Raw genomic sequence first — 18,276 nt, 5'->3', positions numbered from 1 at the left:
TCTGCAAGTCCTTCCCCACTCTATCGCCTGCCCGTCGTTCCGCCGTCGGGCCAGTACCGTGCACCCATGCCTGATCTGACCCCTTCCTCCCCCGCCGAGGCCTACGCGGCGCTGCTGCAGGGCAACGCCCGCTTCGTGAGCGGGGACCGTCTGCACCCCAACCAGGACGCCGACCGCCGGTCGGAACTGGCCCCGCGCCAGCATCCGTTCGCGGTGCTGTTCGGCTGCTCGGACTCGCGGCTCGCGGCCGAGATCATCTTCGACCGGGGGCTGGGCGACCTGTTCGTGGTGCGGACGGCCGGCCATGTGGCGGGCGCGGAGGTGCTGGGCAGCGTGGAGTACGGCGTCGCCGTGCTGGGCGCACCGCTCGTGGTGGTGCTCGGGCACGACTCCTGCGGCGCGGTCACCGCGGCCGCCGAGGCGGAGCGCGGCGGCACCGCACCGGCCGGATACCTGGGGGACGTGGTGGAGCGGGTGATCCCGAGCGTGCTCGCCGCGCGCGCCCTGGGCCGCACCCAGGTCGACGAGTTCGTGGACGAACACATCCGCCGGAGCGTCGACGGGCTGGTGGGCCGCTCGGCGCTGCTGGCGGCCGAGGTGGCCGCCGGCCGGTGCGCCGTCGTCGGCCTGTCCTACCGGCTGGCCGACGGAACGGTGAAGCGCGTGGCGGCCCACGGGCTCGTCGAGTAGCCGACGGACACCTGTGCCTCCGTGGCGCCACTCGTGGCACCACGGGGGCGCAGATTTTTTCTGCGGCGTTTCCGCAGGTCGGGGGCCTGCGGTTCACGGCCTCGGGGTCGTGATGTCGTTGTGCCTTGCGCGTGGCACCATCGTGGTGCCATCATGGCGTCATGGACCTCACCCCGTATGTCGACACACTTCGCCGTGAACTCGCGGTGGCCGCCGAAGCCGGGGGCGACGAAGCCCGCGAGCTGGCCGAGCGGCTCATCGCTCCGCTGGAGTCGGCGACCCGGCTGACCATGCTCAACGTGCTCTCCGCCGCGATGGACGAGATCACCCGCGAACTGGCCCCCGGTTCGGTCGACGTACGGCTGCGCGGGCTCGAGCCCGACTTCGTGGTGACGCCGCCGCCCACCGACGGCGGTGGTGCCACGGAGCAGGCCGCGCCCGTAGAGACGCTCAGGGCGCCGGCGCCCGCCGACGGCGACGAGGGCGGTACCGCCCGCGTCAACCTGCGCCTGCCGGCCCACCTCAAGACGCGGGCCGAGGAGGCCGCGAGCCGCGAGGGGCTGTCGGTCAACGCCTGGCTGGTGCGGGCCGTGTCGGCCGCCGTCGACGGCGGTGGCACCCCGCCCGCGCCGGAGCGGGCGCGCAACGTCGGACAGAGCTTCACCGGCTGGGTGCGCTAGCCACCCGTACCCGCACCGGCAGCCACCGGTACCCGCACCAACCCACACCACGTCCCACCAGCGGGGACGCCCCACGGACTCAAGAGGACGGTACAGCCATGCCTTCTTTCGACACTCCCCGACCGATCGCGGTGAACGCCCACGTGGGCGCCGGCTCCATCCGGTTCACCGCGAGCGACCGGTCCGACACGGTCGTCGAGGTGCGCCCCGGCGACCCCGGGCGGGACAAGGACGTACGGGCCGCCGAACAGACCGAGGTCTCCTACGCGAGCGGCGTCCTGACGATCAGTACGAAGGAGCGCCGTTTCATCGGCCCCACCGGCGCGGTCGAGGTGACGGTGGAACTGCCCGCGGGGTCGCGGGTGGACACGGTCGGCTCCTGGACCCAGGTCCTCGGCGAGGGCCGGCTGGGCGAGGTCCGGGTGAAGACCCCGGGCGGTGACGTGCGCCTGGACACCACCGGACCGGTCGAGCTCAACGCCTCCCACGGCTCGGTCACCGTGGACCGGGTCGAGGGCTCGGCCGAGATCACCACCAGCTCCGGCAGCGTGCGCGTCGGCGCCCTCGAGGGCCCCGCCGTCCTGAAGAACTCGCACGGCTCCACCACCGTGGGCGTCGCACTGGCCGACCTGAGGGTGAAGAACGCCAACGGTGACATCAACGTCGCCCGCGCCGAGGCATCGCTCACCGCCACCACCGCCCACGGCACCCTGCGGGTGGACGAGGTGGTCCGCGGCGAGATCCGGCTGGAGACCTCCTACGGCGCCATCGAGGTCGGCGTCCGCGAGGGCACGGCCGCCTGGCTCGACGTCCAGTCCAGCGGCGGGCTGGTGCGCAACACGCTCACCGCGTCCGGCAGCCCCGCCGGGACCGAGGAGACCGTCAAGGTCCACGCCCGCACCCGGTACGGCAACATCGACGTCCGCCGCGCCAAGGCCTGAGAGCCCGCCGACTCCGTCACCCCGGATCCGTCCCGCGAAACACCGGATCAGTCCCGCGAATCCGTCACCCCCGGATCCGTCCCCCGAATCCGTCATCCCCTCGAACGGGAGGGCTCCATGCCTTCGTCTGTCATGCCCACGACCACCTCGGGAGCCGGTCCGCAGGCCCCCGCCGCCGTCTCCGCCGCGAATCTGCGCAAGTCGTACGGCGCCAAGACCGTCCTCGACGGCATCGACCTGCGCATCCCGGCCGGGTCCGTGTTCGCGCTGCTCGGCCCGAACGGCGCCGGCAAGACCACCACCGTGCAGATCCTCTCCACCCTCATCTCCGCCGACGGCGGGCAGGCCCAGGTGGCGGGCCACGACCTCGCCACCGCCCCGCAGGCGGTCCGCGGCGCCATCGGTGTCACCGGACAGTTCTCGGCGGTGGACGGTCTGATCACCGGCGAGGAGAACATGCTCCTCATGGCGGACCTGCATCTGCTGCCCCGGCGCGAGGGGAAGCGGATCGCCGCCGAACTGCTGGAGCGCTTCGGCCTCACCGAGGCCGCGAAGAAGCCCGCCTCCACCTACTCCGGCGGCATGAAGCGCCGCCTCGACATCGCCATGACCCTCGTCGGCAGCCCCCGGGTCATCTTCCTCGACGAGCCCACCACCGGCCTCGACCCCCGCTCCCGCCACAACATGTGGCAGATCATCCGCGAACTCGTCACCGGCGGTGTCACCGTCTTCCTCACCACCCAGTACCTGACGGAGGCCGACGAACTCGCCGACCGCATCGCCGTGCTCCACGACGGCAGGATCGCCGCCGAAGGCACCGCCGAGGAACTGAAGCGGCTCGTCCCCGGCGGACACGTCCGGCTCCGCTTCACCGACCCGGACGCCTACCGCGACGCCGCCACCGCCCTGCCCGGCGGCACCGGGGACGACGACTCCCTCACCCTCCAGATCCCCAGCGACGGCAGCCAGCGCGACCTGCGCTCCGTCCTCGACCGCCTGGACGGCGCGGGCATCGAGGCGGACGAGCTGACCGTGCACACCCCCGACCTCGACGACGTCTTCTTCGCCCTGACCGGCGGCGCCGGCGTCCCCGCCCAAACCGACCGGACCGGCCAGTCCGACGCGACCAAGGAGACGGTCCGATGAGCACCCTCACCCTCGCCGTGCGCAACTCCTCCACCATGCTGCGCCGCAACCTCCTGCACGCCCGGCGCTACCCCTCCCTCACCCTCAACCTCCTGCTCACGCCGATCATGCTGCTGCTCCTCTTCGTCTACATCTTCGGAGACACGATGAGCGCCGGCATCGGTGGCGGCGGCGCCGACCGGTCCGCCTACATCGCGTTCATCGTGCCGGGCCTGGTGCTGATGACCATCGGCAGCACCACGGTCGGCACCGCGGTCTCCGTCTCCAACGACATGAGCGAGGGCATCGTCGCCCGCTTCCGCACCATGCCCATCCACCGCGGCTCGGTGATCACCGGGCACGTCATCGGCAGCGTGCTGCAGTCGGTGATCAGCGTGGTCCTCGTCGGTGGCGTCGCCGCGGCCATCGGCTTCCGCTCCACCGACGCCACCGTCCTGGAGTGGCTCGCCGCCTTCGCGCTGGTCGCCCTGTTCGCCACGGCGCTCACCTGGATCGCCGTCGGCATGGGCCTGATCAGCCCGAACGCCGAGGCCGCCAGCAACAACGCGCTGCCGCTGATCTTCCTCCCGCTCATCTCCAGCACCTTCGTGCCGATCGACGCCATGCCGGGCTGGTTCCAGCCGATCGCCGAGTACCAGCCGTTCACCCCCGCCATCGAGACCCTGCGCGGCCTGCTCCTCGGCACCGAGATCGGCCACAACGGCTGGCTCGCCCTCGGCTGGTGCCTGGCCCTCTGCGCGCTCGGCTACTTCTGGTCCAAGTCGGTCTTCAACCGCGAGTCGAAGTAGGCCGCCACGTCCGCGGGCGGCACCCGCGACCCGTTCCTCCCAGGGCGGCGCACCCGGCACCTCGTCGGATGCGCCGCCCTCGCCGTTGCCCTGCCGCCGGGCAACGGCGCGCATGGCGCCAGAAAATGGCTCCACATGGTGCCAGGTGTGTGCCATAGTGATGTCATCAACGGCACTACGGAGGGGGACGGTCCGACCATGGACGCAGTGCAGAGCCGTCGACAGGCCACGCCCGGCGCGCTCGCGGCCTTCGCCCGCTTCGTGCTCTGCGGGGGCGGCGTGGGCCTCGCCGCCGGCTTCGCGGTGGCCGGCCTCGCCTCCTGGATGCCCTGGGCCCTGGCCAACGCCCTGGCCACCGCGGCCTCCACCCTCCTCGGCACCGAGCTGCACGCCCGCTTCACCTTCGGCACGGGCGGGCGTACGACCTGGCGCCAGCACACCCAGTCCGCCGGATCGGCGGCGGCCGCGTACGCGGTGACGTGTGCGGCGATGCTCGCCCTGCACCAGGTGGTGGCGGCGCCCGGCGCGGTGCTCGAACAGGCCGTCTACCTGTCCGCCTCCGCGCTCGCCGGCATCGCTCGCTTCGTGGTCCTGCGCCTGGTCGTCTTCGCGCGGGGCGGGCGGCCCGCCGTCGCGGGAGACGCGGGGTCTCCCCTCGTCAGAGACGTGTCAAAGGCGCTCACGCCGCCGTATGGAAGCCGTCAACGGTGGCCGAATCCGGTCGGAACGGGGCTCTCATCTCCCTGTCAGCCTCTTTTCCGAACCTCACTAGGAGCCAGCGATGGCCGACCTGGCCTTCGTCGTCACCACGATCGCGGTGTTCGCGTTCGTGGCCCTTGTCGCCAAGGGGGTGACGAAGCTGTGACCGCGGAGAACATCGTCGGCCTGATCGTGGCCGTCGCCCTGCTCGGTTACCTCGTCCTCGCCCTGATCCACCCGGAGAGGTTCTGAGCACCGCATGAGCCCCGTCCTCGCCGGCGTGCTCCAGCTGCTCGCGCTCATGGCCGCGCTGGCGCTCGCCTACGTCCCCCTCGGCAATTACCTGGCCAGGGTCTACTCCTCGCCCAAGCACCTGCGGATCGAGAAATGGATCTACCGGGGCATCGGCGCGGACCCGGACACGGAGATGCGCTGGCCCGCCTACCTGCGCGGTGTCCTCGCCTTCTCCGTCGCCGGGGTCCTCTTCCTCTACCTGCTCCAGCGGCTCCAGGGCGTGCTGCCCGGCTCGCTCGGCTTCGCCTCCATCGACCCGGACCAGGCGTTCAACACCGCCGCGTCCTTCGTGGCCAACACCAACTGGCAGTCGTACTACGGCGAGCAGGCCATGGGCCACGTCGTGCAGACCGCCGGTCTCGCCGTGCAGAACTTCGTCTCGGCGGCCGTCGGTATCGCCGTCGCCGTCGCTCTCGTCCGCGGCTTCGCCCGGTCCCGCACCGGTGAACTCGGCAACTTCTGGGCCGACCTGGTCCGCGGTGTCGTCCGCGTCCTGGTGCCCATCGCCGTGGTCGGCGCGGTGATCCTGGTGGCCTGCGGTGTCATCCAGAACTTCTCCGGCATCCACGAGGTCGGCCAGTTCATGGGCGGCTCGCAGCAGTGGAACGGGGGCGCGGTCGCCTCCCAGGAGGTCATCAAGGAGCTGGGCACCAACGGCGGCGGCTACTTCAACGCCAACTCCGCCCACCCCTTCGAGAACCCGACGCCGTTCACCAACCTGTTCGAGATCTTCCTGATCCTGCTCATCCCGGTCGCGCTGACCCGCACCTTCGGCGTCATGACCGGCTCGGTGCGCCAGGGCTACGCGATCCTCGCCACGATGGCCACCATCTGGCTCTCCTTCGTCGCCCTGATGATGTGGACCGAGTTCGCCCACCACGGCCCGGCGCTGCAGGCGGCCGGCGGCGCGATGGAGGGCAAGGAGGTCCGCTTCGGCATCGGCGGCTCGTCGATCTTCGCGGTGTCGACCACCCTGACCTCCACCGGCGCGGTGGACTCCTTCCACTCCTCCTACACCGGCCTGGGCGGCGGCATCACCATGCTCGGCATGATGCTGGGCGAGATCGCGCCCGGCGGTGTCGGATCCGGTCTCTACGGCATGCTGGTCATGGCGGTCATCGCGGTGTTCATCGCGGGACTCATGGTCGGGCGCACGCCCGAGTACCTGGGCAAGAAGATCGGCACCCGCGAGATCAAGTTCGCCGCCTGCTACATCCTCATCACCCCGGCCCTGGTCCTGGTGTTCACGGCCGCCGCGATGGCCCTGCCCACGCCGGGCGACTCGATGACCAACAGCGGGGCGCACGGCTTCTCCGAGATCCTGTACGCCTACACCTCCGCCGCGAACAACAACGGCTCCGCCTTCGCGGGTCTGAACGCCGACACCCAGTGGTTCAACACCACCCTCGGCCTCGCCATGCTGCTCGGCCGGTTCCTGCCGATGGTGTTCGTCCTGGCCCTCGCGGGCTCGCTGGCCCGGCAGCAGCCGGTGCCCGTCACCAAGGGCACCCTGCGCACCGAGAAGCCCCTGTTCAGCGGGTTGCTGGTGGGCGCCGTACTGATCATCACCGGGCTGACCTACTTCCCGGCCCTCGCCCTGGGCCCGCTCGCCGAGGGGCTGGCATGACCACTCACACGCGGAAACAACAAGAGGACGCCATGTCCACCGTCACCACCCCGGACCGGGCGCCGCACGACGACGCGTCCACCGGGCACAAGCCCGACCAGGGCCGCGTCGGCGCGGGCCTCTTCGATCCGAAGCAGCTGGCCACATCGCTGCCCGACGCGTTCCGCAAGCTCGACCCGCGGGTGATGGTGAAGTCGCCCGTCATGTTCGTCGTCCTCGTCGGATCCGTCCTGACCACGGCCTTCTCCCTCACGGACCCCGGTGACTGGTTCGGCTGGACGATCAGCGCCTGGCTCTGGCTGACCGTGCTCTTCGCCAACCTGGCGGAGGCGGTCGCCGAGGGCCGCGGCAAGGCGCAGGCCGACACCCTGCGCAAGGCCAAGACCGACACCGTCGCCCGCCGGCTGGTCGACGGGCGCGAGGAACGGGTGCCCGGCACCGGGCTGGGCGTCGGCGACCTGGTGGTCTGCGAGGCCGGCGACATCGTCCCCGGCGACGGCGACGTCGTCGAGGGCGTCGCCTCGGTCGACGAGTCCGCGATCACCGGCGAGTCGGCGCCCGTCATCCGGGAGTCCGGCGGCGACCGGTCCGCGGTCACCGGCGGGACGAAGGTGCTCTCCGACCGGGTCGTCGTCCGGATCACCACGAAGCCGGGCGAGACCTTCATCGACCGGATGATCAACCTGGTCGAGGGGGCGGCCCGGCAGAAGACGCCGAACGAGATCGCGCTCAACATCCTGCTGGCCTCGCTGACCGTCGTCTTCCTGCTGGCCTGTGTCACCCTCCCGCCGTTCGCCGACTACGCGGGCACCGAGCTGACGACGGTCGTGCTGGTGGCCCTGCTGGTCTGCCTCATCCCGACCACGATCGGCGCCCTGCTCTCCGCGATCGGCATCGCGGGCATGGACCGCCTGGTGCAGCGCAACGTACTGGCGATGTCGGGCCGCGCGGTCGAGGCGGCGGGCGACGTCTCCACGCTGCTCCTCGACAAGACCGGCACCATCACCCTCGGCAACCGGCAGGCCGCCGAGTTCGTGCCCGTGCGCGGGGTGCCGGAGGCCGAGGTCGCCGACGCCGCCCAGCTCTCCTCGCTCGCCGACGAGACCCCCGAGGGCCGCTCCGTCGTCGTCCTCGCGAAGGAGAGGTACGGGCTGCGCGAGCGGCACCAAGGCGAACTCGTCGGCGCCGAATGGATCGAGTTCACCGCCCAGACCCGTATGTCGGGCGTGGACGTGGACGGCCGCAGGGTGCGCAAGGGCGCGGCCGGTTCGGTCGCCGCCTGGGTCCGGGAGCGCGGCGGCACGGTCGCCGACGACGCGGACACCGCCACCGCCCGCATCTCCGAGGCGGGTGGTACGCCGCTGCTGGTGGCCGTCGAGGACGACCGCGGCGCGCGCGTCCTCGGGGTGATCCACCTCAAGGACGTCGTCAAGGACGGCATGCGGGAGCGGTTCGAGGAGCTGCGCCGCATGGGCATCAAGACCGTCATGATCACGGGCGACAACCCGCTGACCGCCAAGGCGATCGCGGACGAGGCCGGCGTCGACGACTTCCTCGCCGAGGCCACGCCCGAGGACAAGATGGCGCTGATCAAACGGGAGCAGGCCGGCGGCAAGCTGGTGGCGATGACCGGCGACGGCACCAACGACGCCCCCGCGCTGGCCCAGGCGGACGTCGGCGTGGCCATGAACACCGGAACGTCGGCCGCCAAGGAGGCCGGCAACATGGTCGACCTCGACTCCAACCCGACCAAGCTCATCGAGATCGTCGAGATCGGCAAGCAGCTGCTGATCACCCGGGGGGCGCTCACGACGTTCTCCATCGCCAACGACGTCGCCAAGTACTTCGCGATCATCCCGGCGCTCTTCGCGGCCGTCCACCCGGGCCTGGACAAGCTCAACATCATGGGCCTGTCCTCCCCGTCCTCCGCGATCCTGTCCGCGGTGGTCTTCAACGCGCTGATCATCGTGGTGCTGGTCCCGCTCGCGCTGAAGGGCGTGCGCTACCGGCCCATGAGCGCCGACCGGATGCTGCGCCGCAACCTCGCCGTCTACGGACTGGGCGGCCTGGTCGCCCCGTTCGTCGGCATCAAGCTCATCGACCTGATCGTCTCGCTCATCCCCGGAATCGGTTGACCGCCATGAACACCTCCGTAAGCAACGCCGCCCGCCTCCTCGCGGCGGGACTGCGCGCCCTCCTCGTCCTGACCGTGGTCACCGGCATCGTCTACCCGCTCGCCGTCACCGGCGTCGCCCAGGGGCTGTTCCCCGGGAAGGCGAACGGCTCGGAGATCGAGGCGGACGGGAAGGTCGTCGGCTCCTCCCTCATTGGCCAGTCCTACAACCTGCCGCTGAAGGAAGGCCAGGAGACCCCGGAACCGGACCTGAAATGGTTCCAGGGCCGCCCGGCCAACGGCCTCGGCAGCAACAGCGTCAACACCCAGTACGAGCTGATCCTGTCCGGAGCCACCAACCGCTCCGCCGACAACCCGGAACTCCTCCAGTGGGTGAAGGACGCCAAGGCCGCCGTGGTGAAGGACAACTCCGTGCCCGGCCACCCCGTGCGGCCGTCCGACGTGCCCGCGGACGCCGTCACCTCCTCCGGCTCCGGCCTGGACCCGGACATCTCCCCGCGGTACGCCGACCTCCAGGTGCACCGGGTCGCCGAGAAGAACGGCCTGCCCGCCGACCGGGTCCAGAAGCTCGTCGACGAGCACACCACCCCCCGCACCCTCGGCTTCATCGGCGAACCGCGGGTGAACGTCCTGGAACTGAACATCGCGCTCAAGGACCTGGTGGCCCCGGCGGCCGGGCACTGAGGCACCGTTACAATCCGGGACATGGCCCTCACGGTGAGCGACGTGGAACGGTTCGAGGCCTCCAGGCACCGTCTGGAGGCCATCGCCTACCGCCTCCTCGGCTCCGCGAGCGAGGCGGAGGACGCCGTGCAGGAGACGTTCCTGCGCTGGCAGGCGGCCGACGTCGCACGCGTCGAGGTGCCCGAGGCATGGCTGACCAAGGTCCTCACCAACCTCTGCCTCAACCAGCTCACCTCGGCCCGCGCCCGGCGGGAGACCTACGTCGGCCAGTGGCTGCCCGAGCCGCTGCTCGCCGGCGACCCGATGCTCGGCCCCGCCGAGACGGCCGAGCAGCGCGAGTCGGTCTCCCTGGCGGTCCTCGCCCTGCTGGAGCGCCTCTCACCGGCCGAGCGGGCGGTGTACGTCCTGCGTGAGGCGTTCGCGTACGCGCACCGGGAGATCGCCGCGATCCTCGACATCACGGAGGACGCCAGCCAGCAGACCCTGCACCGGGCCAGGAAGCACGTCGCGCAGGGCAGGGCGCGTACGGAGGTCGACGGGGCCGAGGCCCGGCGGATCATCGACGAGTTCCTCGCGGCGGCCACCAGCGGCCGGACCGAACCGCTGGTCCGGCTGCTCACCGAGGACGCCGTGTCGATCGGCGACGGCGGCGGGAAGGTCCCGGCCCGCGCCAAGGCGTTCGAGGGCGCCCGCGCCGTGGCCACGTTCATGCGGGGCCTGTTCAAGCCCGGCAAGGCCAAGCGCGAGCTGACCGGCGGTCCCGCCGAGATCTACGCCGTCACCGCCAACGGCGACCCCGCCGTCGTGGCCGTCGTGCACGGCCGGGTCATCGGGATCATGTGCCTGGAGGTCACGCCCGAGGGGCTCGCGGGCTTCCGCAACCAGGTCAACCCCGACAAGCTCGAACGCGCCACCCGCCGGTGGGCGGCCACCGACCACGGGGAACCCCTGTTCCAGGTCTTCTGACCCTGCTGTGACGCAGGTCACCTCCTGCTCCTGTCAGGAATCCGCGGGCTGCCCGGTTCAAGGGGCGAGTCCCGCTGGAGAGAGCCCTCAGCGGCCGGACACAAGGGAGCACGTCATGCAGCACACCCCGCGGCACCGCATCGTCGTCCTGGGCGCCGGATATGCCGGAGCCGTCGCCGCCGGCCGTCTCGCCAGGCGGCTGCGGAGCGAGGACGCGGCCATCACCCTCGTCAACGCCGAGCCCCACTTCGTCGAACGGGTGCGGATGCACCAGCTCGCGGTCGGCCAGGACCTCAGGGCCCGGCCGCTCGACGAGATGTTCGCGCGCACCGGCGTCGACGTGCGGATCGCCAAGGTCACCGGCGTGGACGCCGACCGGAAGACCGTCTCCGTGACCGATGCGGACGGCACCGGTGAGCTGGCGTACGACACCCTCGTCTACGCGCTCGGCAGCGCCTGGAACCCCCAGGACGTCCCCGGTGTCGCCGAGCACGCCCACGAGCTCGCGGGCCGGCCGGGAGCGCTGCGGCTGCGCGAACGCCTGGCGTCTCTCGAGGCCGGCCGGTCCGTGGTCGTGGTCGGCGGCGGGCTCACCGGCCTGGAGGCCGCGTCCGAGATCGCCGAGGCCCGCCCGGACCTGGAGGTGTCGCTCACGGCGAGCGGCGGCCTCGGTGACTGGCTCTCCCACAAGGGCCGCCGCCACCTGCGGAAGGTCTTCGCCGCCCTCGGCATCACGGCGTACGAGGACGCCGCCGTCACGGCCGTGGCCGCGGACCGCGTCGTCACCGCCGACGGCACGGCCGTACCGGCCGACGTCACGGTGTGGACCGCCGGGTTCGCCGTCCACCCGCTGGCGGGAGCCACCACGCTGGAGGTCACGGACACGGGCCGGATCGTGGTCGACGGGACCATGCGCTCGGTGTCGCACCCGGACGTGTACGCCGTCGGCGACGCGGCGCTGGCCGCGGGCCCCGGCGACAAGCCGCTCAGGATGTCCTGCGCCTCGGGCGTCCCCACCGCCTGGCAGGCCGCCGACGCCATCGCGGCCCGGCTGACCGGCGGGAAGCTGCCGAACGTGACGCCGCGCTACTTCAACCAGTGCATCTCGCTGGGCCGCGGCCAGGGCCTGATCCAGTACGTGACCGCCGACGACCGGGCCGTGCGCGGGGCGCTGACCGGACGGCTCGCCGCCCTCTACAAGGAACTCGTCTGCAAGTCCGCGGCCTGGGGCGTCGCCAACCCGACCCTGGGCATGCCGACCCGGCGCCGTCCGGTGGTGGCCCGTACGCCGGAGCCCGCCCCGACGGTCTGAGCGGCGGTCACGCTCAGCGCACCGGGAACCCGAAGGTGCGGCCCTGCTCCTTCAGCCAGGGCAGGACCTGCCGCAGCGCCTCGACGGTCTGGGTGCGGTCGCCGCCGGCGTCGTGGAAGAGGATCGTCGGCCCGTTGGGCAGCTCCCGCTGGACGGTGGTGACGATGGCGTCCGTGCCCGGCCGCTCGAAGTCCTTGGTGTCCACGTTCCAGCCCAGCGGGCGCATGCCGTGGGAGGCGGCGAGCTTGCGGCTGTAGGGGGTGAACGCCCCACCGGGGGCCCGGTAGTACATCGGCCGGACGCCCCCGGACGCCTCGGTGATCATGCGCTCGGCGTCGAGGATCTCCTTGGACTGGTACGCCTCGGACTTCTTGTCCATGGCGGTGTCGTGCGAGACCGAGTGGTCGCACAGCCGGTGCCCGGCGGCGACGACGTCCTTCACGAGGTCCGGGTGGGCCTTGGCCTGAACGCCCGTCATGCAGAAGGTGGCCCTCACCCCGTACTCGTCCAGCAGGTCGAGCACCTGGGGTGTCCACGCCGGGTCGGGACCGTCGTCGATGGTGATGTTCACGCCGCTCGGCCCCGCGTCCGAGGCGTGCGCGATGCTGATGTCGACCGGCTTGGCATCGCCGCCCGGCGTGGCCGACGCGGAGGACGCGGGCTTCGCGCCGCCGCCGGAGGGATCGGCCTGCGCGGTCCACACCGAGGCGCCGACGGCGAGCATCGTCACACCGAGCGCCGCCCCGACGACCTTGCCGTACCAGCCCCGTCCACCACTGTGCCGCGCCATCTCCGCCGCCCCGCCTTCGCGTAGTCCCTCACCGCCGGCCCCCGATCACGTCGGGGACCACATGGCAGGACGGGAAAAGGCCCCGCGGGGATCCGTCCGTTACGGATCACGGACAATCCCGGGGGAGTTCGCGGACAACCGGGCTACGGCTCACCCCTGGGCGAGGTACTGCCAGAGGTAGGCCCCGACTCCCGTGCAAGCCGTGCCCGACCCTGCCATCCAGTACAGGGAGAAGGTGTTGAGGGGGACCTTGTCCCAGGGCTTCTCCTCCTGTTCCCGGATGTCGGCCGCGACCTTCCTGGCGATCGGCGCCAGCATGACGACGAACGTGAGCAGGACACCGCTGTAGATGAAGAGGGTGTGCGGGACGGAGTAGCCCTTCACCGTGGCGTTGGGCAGCAGGAACAGCCAGCCGGCCAGCGGGGCGGCGAACATGCGCAGCCGGGCCTTGCGCGTCGGCATGCACCAATACATCACGGCGGTGTAGACGACGGTGGCGCCGAAGGCGATGAGCCACCAGTCGTCCGTGCTCAGTCGGGCAGACATGATCGCGGCCCCCTTCCGGACGGAAGCCTAGGCAACCCGCCCGCCCCGGCGTGAGTGTGCCTTCCGGTACGGCAGACCGGCCGAAGCTGCCGTGTTCCGGCAACTTCAGGCGTTGTCCGCGCCGGTGGCCGTCTCGACGGCGTCGAGGGAACGCAGGATGCGGGCCAGGTCGGCCGGGGCCGCCGTGAGGCGGACCGGCTCGCCCGCGTCGTCGAGTTCGGCGACGTGCCAGCCGCGGGGCACGCCGTCGCCGTCGCCGCCGCGCGGACGCCGTACGCCCTTGACGGTGAGCCGGTGCGCGGGAACGGCCTTCGCCGCGAACCGCCCGGGCCCGGGGTGGGGGACGACGGCGGGCGGACCGTCGCCGAGCACGACATGGGTGCCGAAGTGGTTCGGGTTGTAGTCGGTGCTCTCCAGGAAGCGGGCGGCGAGGAACACGTCCTCTCCGGCGGCCTCCCGGGGCACCGCCCCGGTCGCCGCGGCCGTCGCGGCGACCTGCGGCGTACGGATCCGGGTCGCGCGCCACGCCAGGACGAGGAGGCCCAGCGTGACCAGGGACCCCGCGGCCGCCCAGGCGAGCGGCCCGGGGGAAGCCGGCGGGCCCATGGGGTGGACGTAGCAGAACGGCAGCAGCCACAGCGCGGTGACGACCAGGGCACCCGCGAACGGCAGCGCCGACGGCAGCACCTCGTCGTCGGGAAGCCGGCGCCCGCGCCGGCGCAGCAGCACCCGGGCACCGGGATACCCGGCCGCGAGTGCGAGCCCGGCCGCCACGACGGCCACCGAACCGGCGTCGGTGAAGTGCTCGCGCCACACGTGGTGTTCCCCGGCGACGACCCTCACCTGACGGCGCCACACGGTGAGTTCGACGCGGTCACCGGCCCGGAACCCCCGGGCGCCCTCCCGCGAGACGGTCACCCGGTCCACGGGCCGGCCGTCGGCGAAGTACAGCCTGCTGGGCCCCTTCCCGCTGTTCACCTCGGTCCGTGCGATCACGGCCGGCAGGGTGGTCAGGCACTCCGCGCGATCCGCGGGCGGCGCCTCGGCCGCGCACGGTGCGGCCGACTCCCACGCGTCCTTCGTCGCTCCCGTGACCGGCACCAACCACGCGGCGAGCCCCGCGCCCGCGAGCAGCAGCACGCAGAGGATCAGCGGCACGGCGGCGCCGCGCCCCGCGGTGCGTCTGGAGATGACGGCGAGGTGGTCCGACTCAGGTGCTCCGTGTCGACGGTGCAGGGCCCGCAGCTCGTCCAGTCTCGCGTCGAAGTCCGGCCGGTCGTCCCGGGACACGGACAGCGGCAGGGGCAGCCGCCGGGTCCGCCCGTCGCGCAGCAGCACGCCGACGCGGAAGTACTCCTCCCCGTGCCGCCCGTACTGGATGTGGACGCGCAGGTCGGCGATGTCCCCCCAGGGCAGGCTCCGGCGGCGGCGCACCAGCGAGCCGTACCGCACGCCGTACGCGTCGGCGCCCACCTCCAGGGTGACCGCGTGGAGGAACGCGACGCCCACGAGAGCGGCCGGCAGCCCTCCGCCCACCCACCAGTCCAGCTCACCCGTGTACGCCAGGCGCCCCGCGGCCAGGACGGCCCCGGTCGCGCCCAGCGCGACGAAGACCCACAGGGGCCGCGTGCGCAGGGGACGGACACTCACTTCCCGGCCGGTGTTCATGCCCGCATGGTGCCAGCGCCCACCCGGCCCCCGCCTGTACCGCATCCGGCAGTCTCCCGGCCCGCGAGACTGCCGGGACCCGTGGGCGGTCCGCCGCCGCAGACCACGCCCCTTGTACCGGAGGGCGGTCGGGTGGCACCGTGCAGCCCGACGGGGGAGACATGCGACCACCAGACGAACCGAGCACCGGCCAGGGTGCGGACGCGCGCGAGTTCGACGCCTTCTACGCCGAGAGCGTCGGTCGGCTGATCGGTCACCTGTACGCGATGACGGGCGACCTCGCCGAGGCGCAGGACGTGGTCCAGGAGGCCTTCGCCCGGGCTTGGGAACGGCGGGCCGAGCTGGACCTGAACGGCGCCCCCGAGGCGTGGGTGCGCACGGTCGCCTGGCGGCTGGCGGTCAGCCGATGGCGCAAGGTGCGCACCGCGCTCGCCTTCGCCCGGCGCCAGGGCCCGCCGGCCGCCGTACTGCCGCCGGAACCGCACCACGTGGTGCTGGTCCAGGCGCTGCGGCGGATACCCGAGACGCAGCGCCGGGCCGTGGTGCTCCACCACTTGTGCGACCTGACGGTCGAGCAGGTGGCTGCCGAGGTCGGTTGCCCGGTCGGTACGGTCAAGGCGCAGCTGAGCCGGGGTCGGGCGGCACTGGCACGGCTGCTGACCGACACGGAGCTGGACCCGCGGACGAGCCGCCCGCCGGAGGTGCGTCATGGCTGACAGGCCCGGACTGGTGCCCGGACCGGATGGGGGACTGGAGGAGTGCCTGGCCGACCTCGCCGAGTCGGGCCGCCGGCGGGCGGTGCCGCCGGCCGCGGAGCGGATCCGGGCTCGCGGTGAGCAGCGAGTACGCCGCAGGCGGGCCGCGCTGGCGTCCGGCGGCGCGCTCCTGATCGCGGCGGTGGCGCTGGGCGGGATCTCGCTGGTCCGGGCCGCCCGGGGCCCCGAGCCGCCGGCCGTCCACCCGACGGCGACGGCCTCGCGGTTCGTGCCGCCGGCTCCCGCTCCGGGGGAGGAGTACGCCGAGGAACTGGCCCATGTGTACGACCCGGTGGTGCGGGGCGACACGGTGCGGGTCACCGTCGAGCCGCTGCGCGCCGTAGGGGGGACCGCGACGCCCGCGGGTGAGGCGCACACGCTGACCCTGTCGCGGGGGACGCCGGTCGAAGCGCGGCGGCTGTCCGGCGGGGACCCGGCGGACGTGCGACTGGACGAGCTGCTGGACCGCCTGACCGCCGACCGGAAGTGGGCGTTCGTCATCGACTACGACGGCGAGGGCCGCGTGCACTCGCTGCGGGAGGCGTACTGGCTCGCGGACTGAGCCCCGGGGGTACTGGAAACCGGACGGGCGGTGGGCAAGCATTTCGCATCGCGGTGCAACCTGCCGGGTGGGGTGGCGCGTAGAGAGTGCGTATCCAGAACGCACCAGGTCCTTGGGGGGACTTCACCATGCGCGTCGTACACCGTCGGCCGGCCACCGTCCGCTGCCTCACCGCCCTCACCCTCGGCATGCTGGCCCTGACCGGGTGCGGCACCGACGACGGTCCGGCGGCCGCCACCGCGTCCGGGACGTCGGCGGCGCCCGCCCCGTCGCCGGACGGAACGGCCCCGAGCACCGCGCCGACCGACACCGCGCCGACCGACACCGCGCCGAGCGGGACCAAGCCGATCGGCACCGGGGCTCGTTGGGCGGGCACCAAGCAGTTCGTGCAGATCGACGACGCCCGGACCGCCGACGGACGGACCCACCTGTCGGTGCGGCCTGCCCAGAAGAAGCCCCACCCGCAGTTCGAGGCGTGGGTGATCGTCCCGGGCGAGGGCCCGTACACCGAGGTGAGCATGACCGAGGACGCCCAGGTGCTCCTGTCGGTCCCGCTCGGCGACGCCAAGCACCCCGCGTCGTACTCCCAGGCCGACTTCGTCGGCCGCCTGACGGCCCGGCCCTCCTCGGACCGCGCGCTCCTCGGCTACGACCTGAGCTTCGACGGCGAGGGGCGGGTCACAAGGGTGCAGTCGCTGTACACGCCCTGAGCCGGCTCGGCGGCGACGGTGCCGGCCGTGTTCACCGACGAGCGGCCAGCACCGCCCCGAGCCCGGCCCGCAGATCCTCGACGAAGTACTCGGGAACCTCCAGCGACGGGAAGTGTCCCCCGCGTTCGGCCACCGTCCAGTGGACGATGTTCCGGTACCGCTCCCGTGCCCAGGGGAGCGGGCACTTCTCGACGTCGCGGGGGTACATGCCGAGCGCCGACGGGACGTCGACCCGGAGTCCTGGGTCCAGCGAGTTGTGGCTCTCGTAGTAGATGCGGGCCGCCGACGCGCCGGTCCGCGTCAGCCAGTACAGGGTGACGTCGTCGAGGACCCGGTCCCTGGAGATCGTCTCGAACGGGCTGTCCTCGGTGTCCGACCACTCGGCGAACTTGTCGAGGATCCAGGCGAGGAGCCCGACGGGGGAGTCGACGAGCGAGTAGCCGATGGTCTGGGGCCGGGTGGCCTGCTGCTTCGCGTACGCCGCCCGGTGGCGCCAGAAGTCGCGGGTCTCCTCGACCCACCCGCGCTCGGCCGCGGTCAGCCCGTCCGTGGTCAGGCCGGGCGGCGCCTCGGCGAACGTGGTGTGGATGCCGAGCACGTGCGCCGGGAACCTGCCGCCGAGGACCGTGGTGATGTTGCCGCCCCAGTCGCCCCCGTGGGCCAGGAACTCGCCGTACCCGAGCCGCCCCATCAGCTCCACCCACGCGGCGGCGACCTGCTCGGTCCCCCACCCGGTGGTGGCCGGCCGGTCGCTGTGACCGAAGCCCGGCAGCGACGGGACCACGACGTGGAACGCCGGTGCGTCCGCGTCCCGCGGGTCAGCGAGCTCGTCCACCACGTCGACGAACCGGGCGACGCTGTCCGGCCAGCCGTGGGTCATGAGCAGCGGGGTGGCGTCCGCGCGCGCGGAGCGCCGGTGCAGGAAGTGGATGCCCAGACCGTCGACGGTCGTGCGGAACTGGCCGATCCGGTCGAGGCGCGCCTCGAACGCCCGCCAGTCGTAGCCGGTGCGCCAGTACTCCACGACGTCGGCGAGGTCGGCGAGCGGTACGCCCTGCTCCCAACGGCGCCGGCCGGGTGCGCCGGGTGGGACCGTCTCGGCCTCCGGCAGTCGCGCCGCGGCCAGTCGAGCGCGCAGATCGGCGAGGTCGGCGTCGGCCGCGCGGGCCTCGAAAGCATGCACATCGGCGTGCACCTCGCTGGTGGGGCGGGGCATGTTGCCTCCTCGGCATGGCGGAACCGTCTTAGCCGGTTCTACCAGCCTCCCGAGTCACGTGGCAACCG

General features: G+C 72.5%; 18 protein-coding genes and 1 pseudogene. 15 read left to right on the top strand and 4 right to left on the bottom strand.

The window, feature by feature from the left end:
- Positions 1–66: 66 nt before the first annotated feature.
- From IE258_RS06445 to IE258_RS06390, 12 genes and pseudogenes are all read left to right on the top strand, one after another.
- Complete coding sequence (locus tag IE258_RS06445; RefSeq protein WP_189740084.1) at positions 67–690, top strand: carbonic anhydrase; 624 nt, start codon at positions 67–69, stop codon at positions 688–690.
- A 161-nt stretch (positions 691–851) separates the two neighbouring features.
- The gene (locus IE258_RS06440; protein WP_189740081.1) at positions 852–1,370 is read left to right on the top strand and encodes a hypothetical protein; all 519 of its coding nucleotides are present in this window, start codon (positions 852–854) and stop codon (positions 1,368–1,370) included.
- A 98-nt stretch (positions 1,371–1,468) separates the two neighbouring features.
- The gene (locus tag IE258_RS06435) at positions 1,469–2,311 is read left to right on the top strand and encodes a DUF4097 family beta strand repeat-containing protein (protein WP_189740078.1); all 843 of its coding nucleotides are present in this window, start codon (positions 1,469–1,471) and stop codon (positions 2,309–2,311) included.
- Between the two features lie 117 nt (positions 2,312–2,428).
- Positions 2,429–3,457, top strand: coding sequence for an ATP-binding cassette domain-containing protein (locus IE258_RS06430; RefSeq protein WP_373309724.1), 1,029 nt, complete (start codon positions 2,429–2,431; stop codon positions 3,455–3,457).
- On the top strand, positions 3,454–4,245 hold the full coding sequence (locus IE258_RS06425) for an ABC transporter permease (RefSeq protein WP_189740074.1): 792 nt from the start codon (positions 3,454–3,456) through the stop codon (positions 4,243–4,245). The genes IE258_RS06430 and IE258_RS06425 overlap by 4 nt, the downstream gene beginning before the upstream one ends.
- Positions 4,246–4,443: 198 nt before the next feature.
- Positions 4,444–4,861: pseudogene (locus IE258_RS06420) on the top strand (GtrA family protein); the annotation flags it as partial.
- Between the two features lie 245 nt (positions 4,862–5,106).
- A complete protein-coding gene (gene kdpF / locus IE258_RS06415; RefSeq protein ID WP_037922167.1) occupies positions 5,107–5,196 on the top strand; it encodes a K(+)-transporting ATPase subunit F in 90 nt (29 codons plus the stop codon).
- Positions 5,197–5,203: 7 nt separating this feature from the next.
- The gene (kdpA, locus tag IE258_RS06410) at positions 5,204–6,865 is read left to right on the top strand and encodes a potassium-transporting ATPase subunit KdpA (RefSeq protein ID WP_189740072.1); all 1,662 of its coding nucleotides are present in this window, start codon (positions 5,204–5,206) and stop codon (positions 6,863–6,865) included.
- Positions 6,866–6,897: 32 nt separating this feature from the next.
- Positions 6,898–9,000 (top strand): potassium-transporting ATPase subunit KdpB, encoded by a 2,103-nt coding sequence (kdpB, locus tag IE258_RS06405; RefSeq protein WP_373309734.1) that lies wholly within the window; start codon positions 6,898–6,900, stop codon positions 8,998–9,000.
- Positions 9,001–9,005: 5 nt separating this feature from the next.
- Positions 9,006–9,683, top strand: coding sequence for a potassium-transporting ATPase subunit C (locus IE258_RS06400; RefSeq protein ID WP_189740065.1), 678 nt, complete (start codon positions 9,006–9,008; stop codon positions 9,681–9,683).
- Between the two features lie 21 nt (positions 9,684–9,704).
- Positions 9,705–10,649, top strand: coding sequence for an RNA polymerase sigma factor SigJ (gene sigJ, locus IE258_RS06395; RefSeq protein WP_159325070.1), 945 nt, complete (start codon positions 9,705–9,707; stop codon positions 10,647–10,649).
- A gap of 115 nt (positions 10,650–10,764) precedes the next feature.
- Positions 10,765–11,961: an NAD(P)/FAD-dependent oxidoreductase gene (locus tag IE258_RS06390; RefSeq protein WP_189740062.1), complete on the top strand. Its 1,197-nt coding sequence runs from the start codon at positions 10,765–10,767 to the stop codon at positions 11,959–11,961.
- A 13-nt stretch (positions 11,962–11,974) separates the two neighbouring features.
- On the opposite strand, the gene IE258_RS06385 is transcribed toward IE258_RS06390, so the two are convergent.
- The 3 genes from IE258_RS06385 to IE258_RS06375 form a co-directional block, all read right to left on the bottom strand.
- Positions 11,975–12,751 carry a polysaccharide deacetylase family protein gene (locus tag IE258_RS06385; RefSeq protein WP_189740059.1) on the bottom strand — a complete coding sequence of 259 codons (777 nt, stop codon included), beginning with the start codon at positions 12,749–12,751 and terminating at the stop codon, positions 11,975–11,977.
- A 150-nt stretch (positions 12,752–12,901) separates the two neighbouring features.
- Entirely contained in the window at positions 12,902–13,297 is a 396-nt protein-coding gene (locus IE258_RS06380) for a hypothetical protein (RefSeq protein ID WP_229891959.1), read from the bottom strand.
- Between the two features lie 105 nt (positions 13,298–13,402).
- Positions 13,403–14,965 carry a PH domain-containing protein gene (locus IE258_RS06375; protein WP_189740056.1) on the bottom strand — a complete coding sequence of 521 codons (1,563 nt, stop codon included), beginning with the start codon at positions 14,963–14,965 and terminating at the stop codon, positions 13,403–13,405.
- Positions 14,966–15,126: 161 nt separating this feature from the next.
- Between IE258_RS06375 and IE258_RS06370 the strand changes: the two genes are divergently transcribed.
- The 3 genes from IE258_RS06370 to IE258_RS06360 all read left to right on the top strand — a co-directional run bounded on the left by IE258_RS06370 (position 15,127) and on the right by IE258_RS06360 (position 16,992).
- On the top strand, positions 15,127–15,681 hold the full coding sequence (locus IE258_RS06370) for a SigE family RNA polymerase sigma factor (protein ID WP_189740054.1): 555 nt from the start codon (positions 15,127–15,129) through the stop codon (positions 15,679–15,681).
- On the top strand, positions 15,674–16,282 hold the full coding sequence (locus IE258_RS06365) for a hypothetical protein (RefSeq protein WP_189740051.1): 609 nt from the start codon (positions 15,674–15,676) through the stop codon (positions 16,280–16,282). The genes IE258_RS06370 and IE258_RS06365 overlap by 8 nt, the downstream gene beginning before the upstream one ends.
- Before the next feature lie 128 nt (positions 16,283–16,410).
- Positions 16,411–16,992, top strand: coding sequence for a hypothetical protein (locus tag IE258_RS06360; protein WP_189740048.1), 582 nt, complete (start codon positions 16,411–16,413; stop codon positions 16,990–16,992).
- A gap of 31 nt (positions 16,993–17,023) precedes the next feature.
- Here the strand turns inward: IE258_RS06360 and IE258_RS06355 are convergent, their stop codons facing one another.
- Positions 17,024–18,208 (bottom strand): epoxide hydrolase family protein, encoded by a 1,185-nt coding sequence (locus IE258_RS06355; RefSeq protein ID WP_189740045.1) that lies wholly within the window; start codon positions 18,206–18,208, stop codon positions 17,024–17,026.
- Positions 18,209–18,276 lie beyond the last annotated feature (68 nt).

The organism is Streptomyces tendae (genome assembly GCF_014650435.1).
Taxonomy (GTDB): domain Bacteria; phylum Actinomycetota; class Actinomycetes; order Streptomycetales; family Streptomycetaceae; genus Streptomyces; species Streptomyces tendae.
Note: the sequence above shows the minus strand (reverse complement) of the source record. Positions and strands in the feature narration are given on the sequence as shown.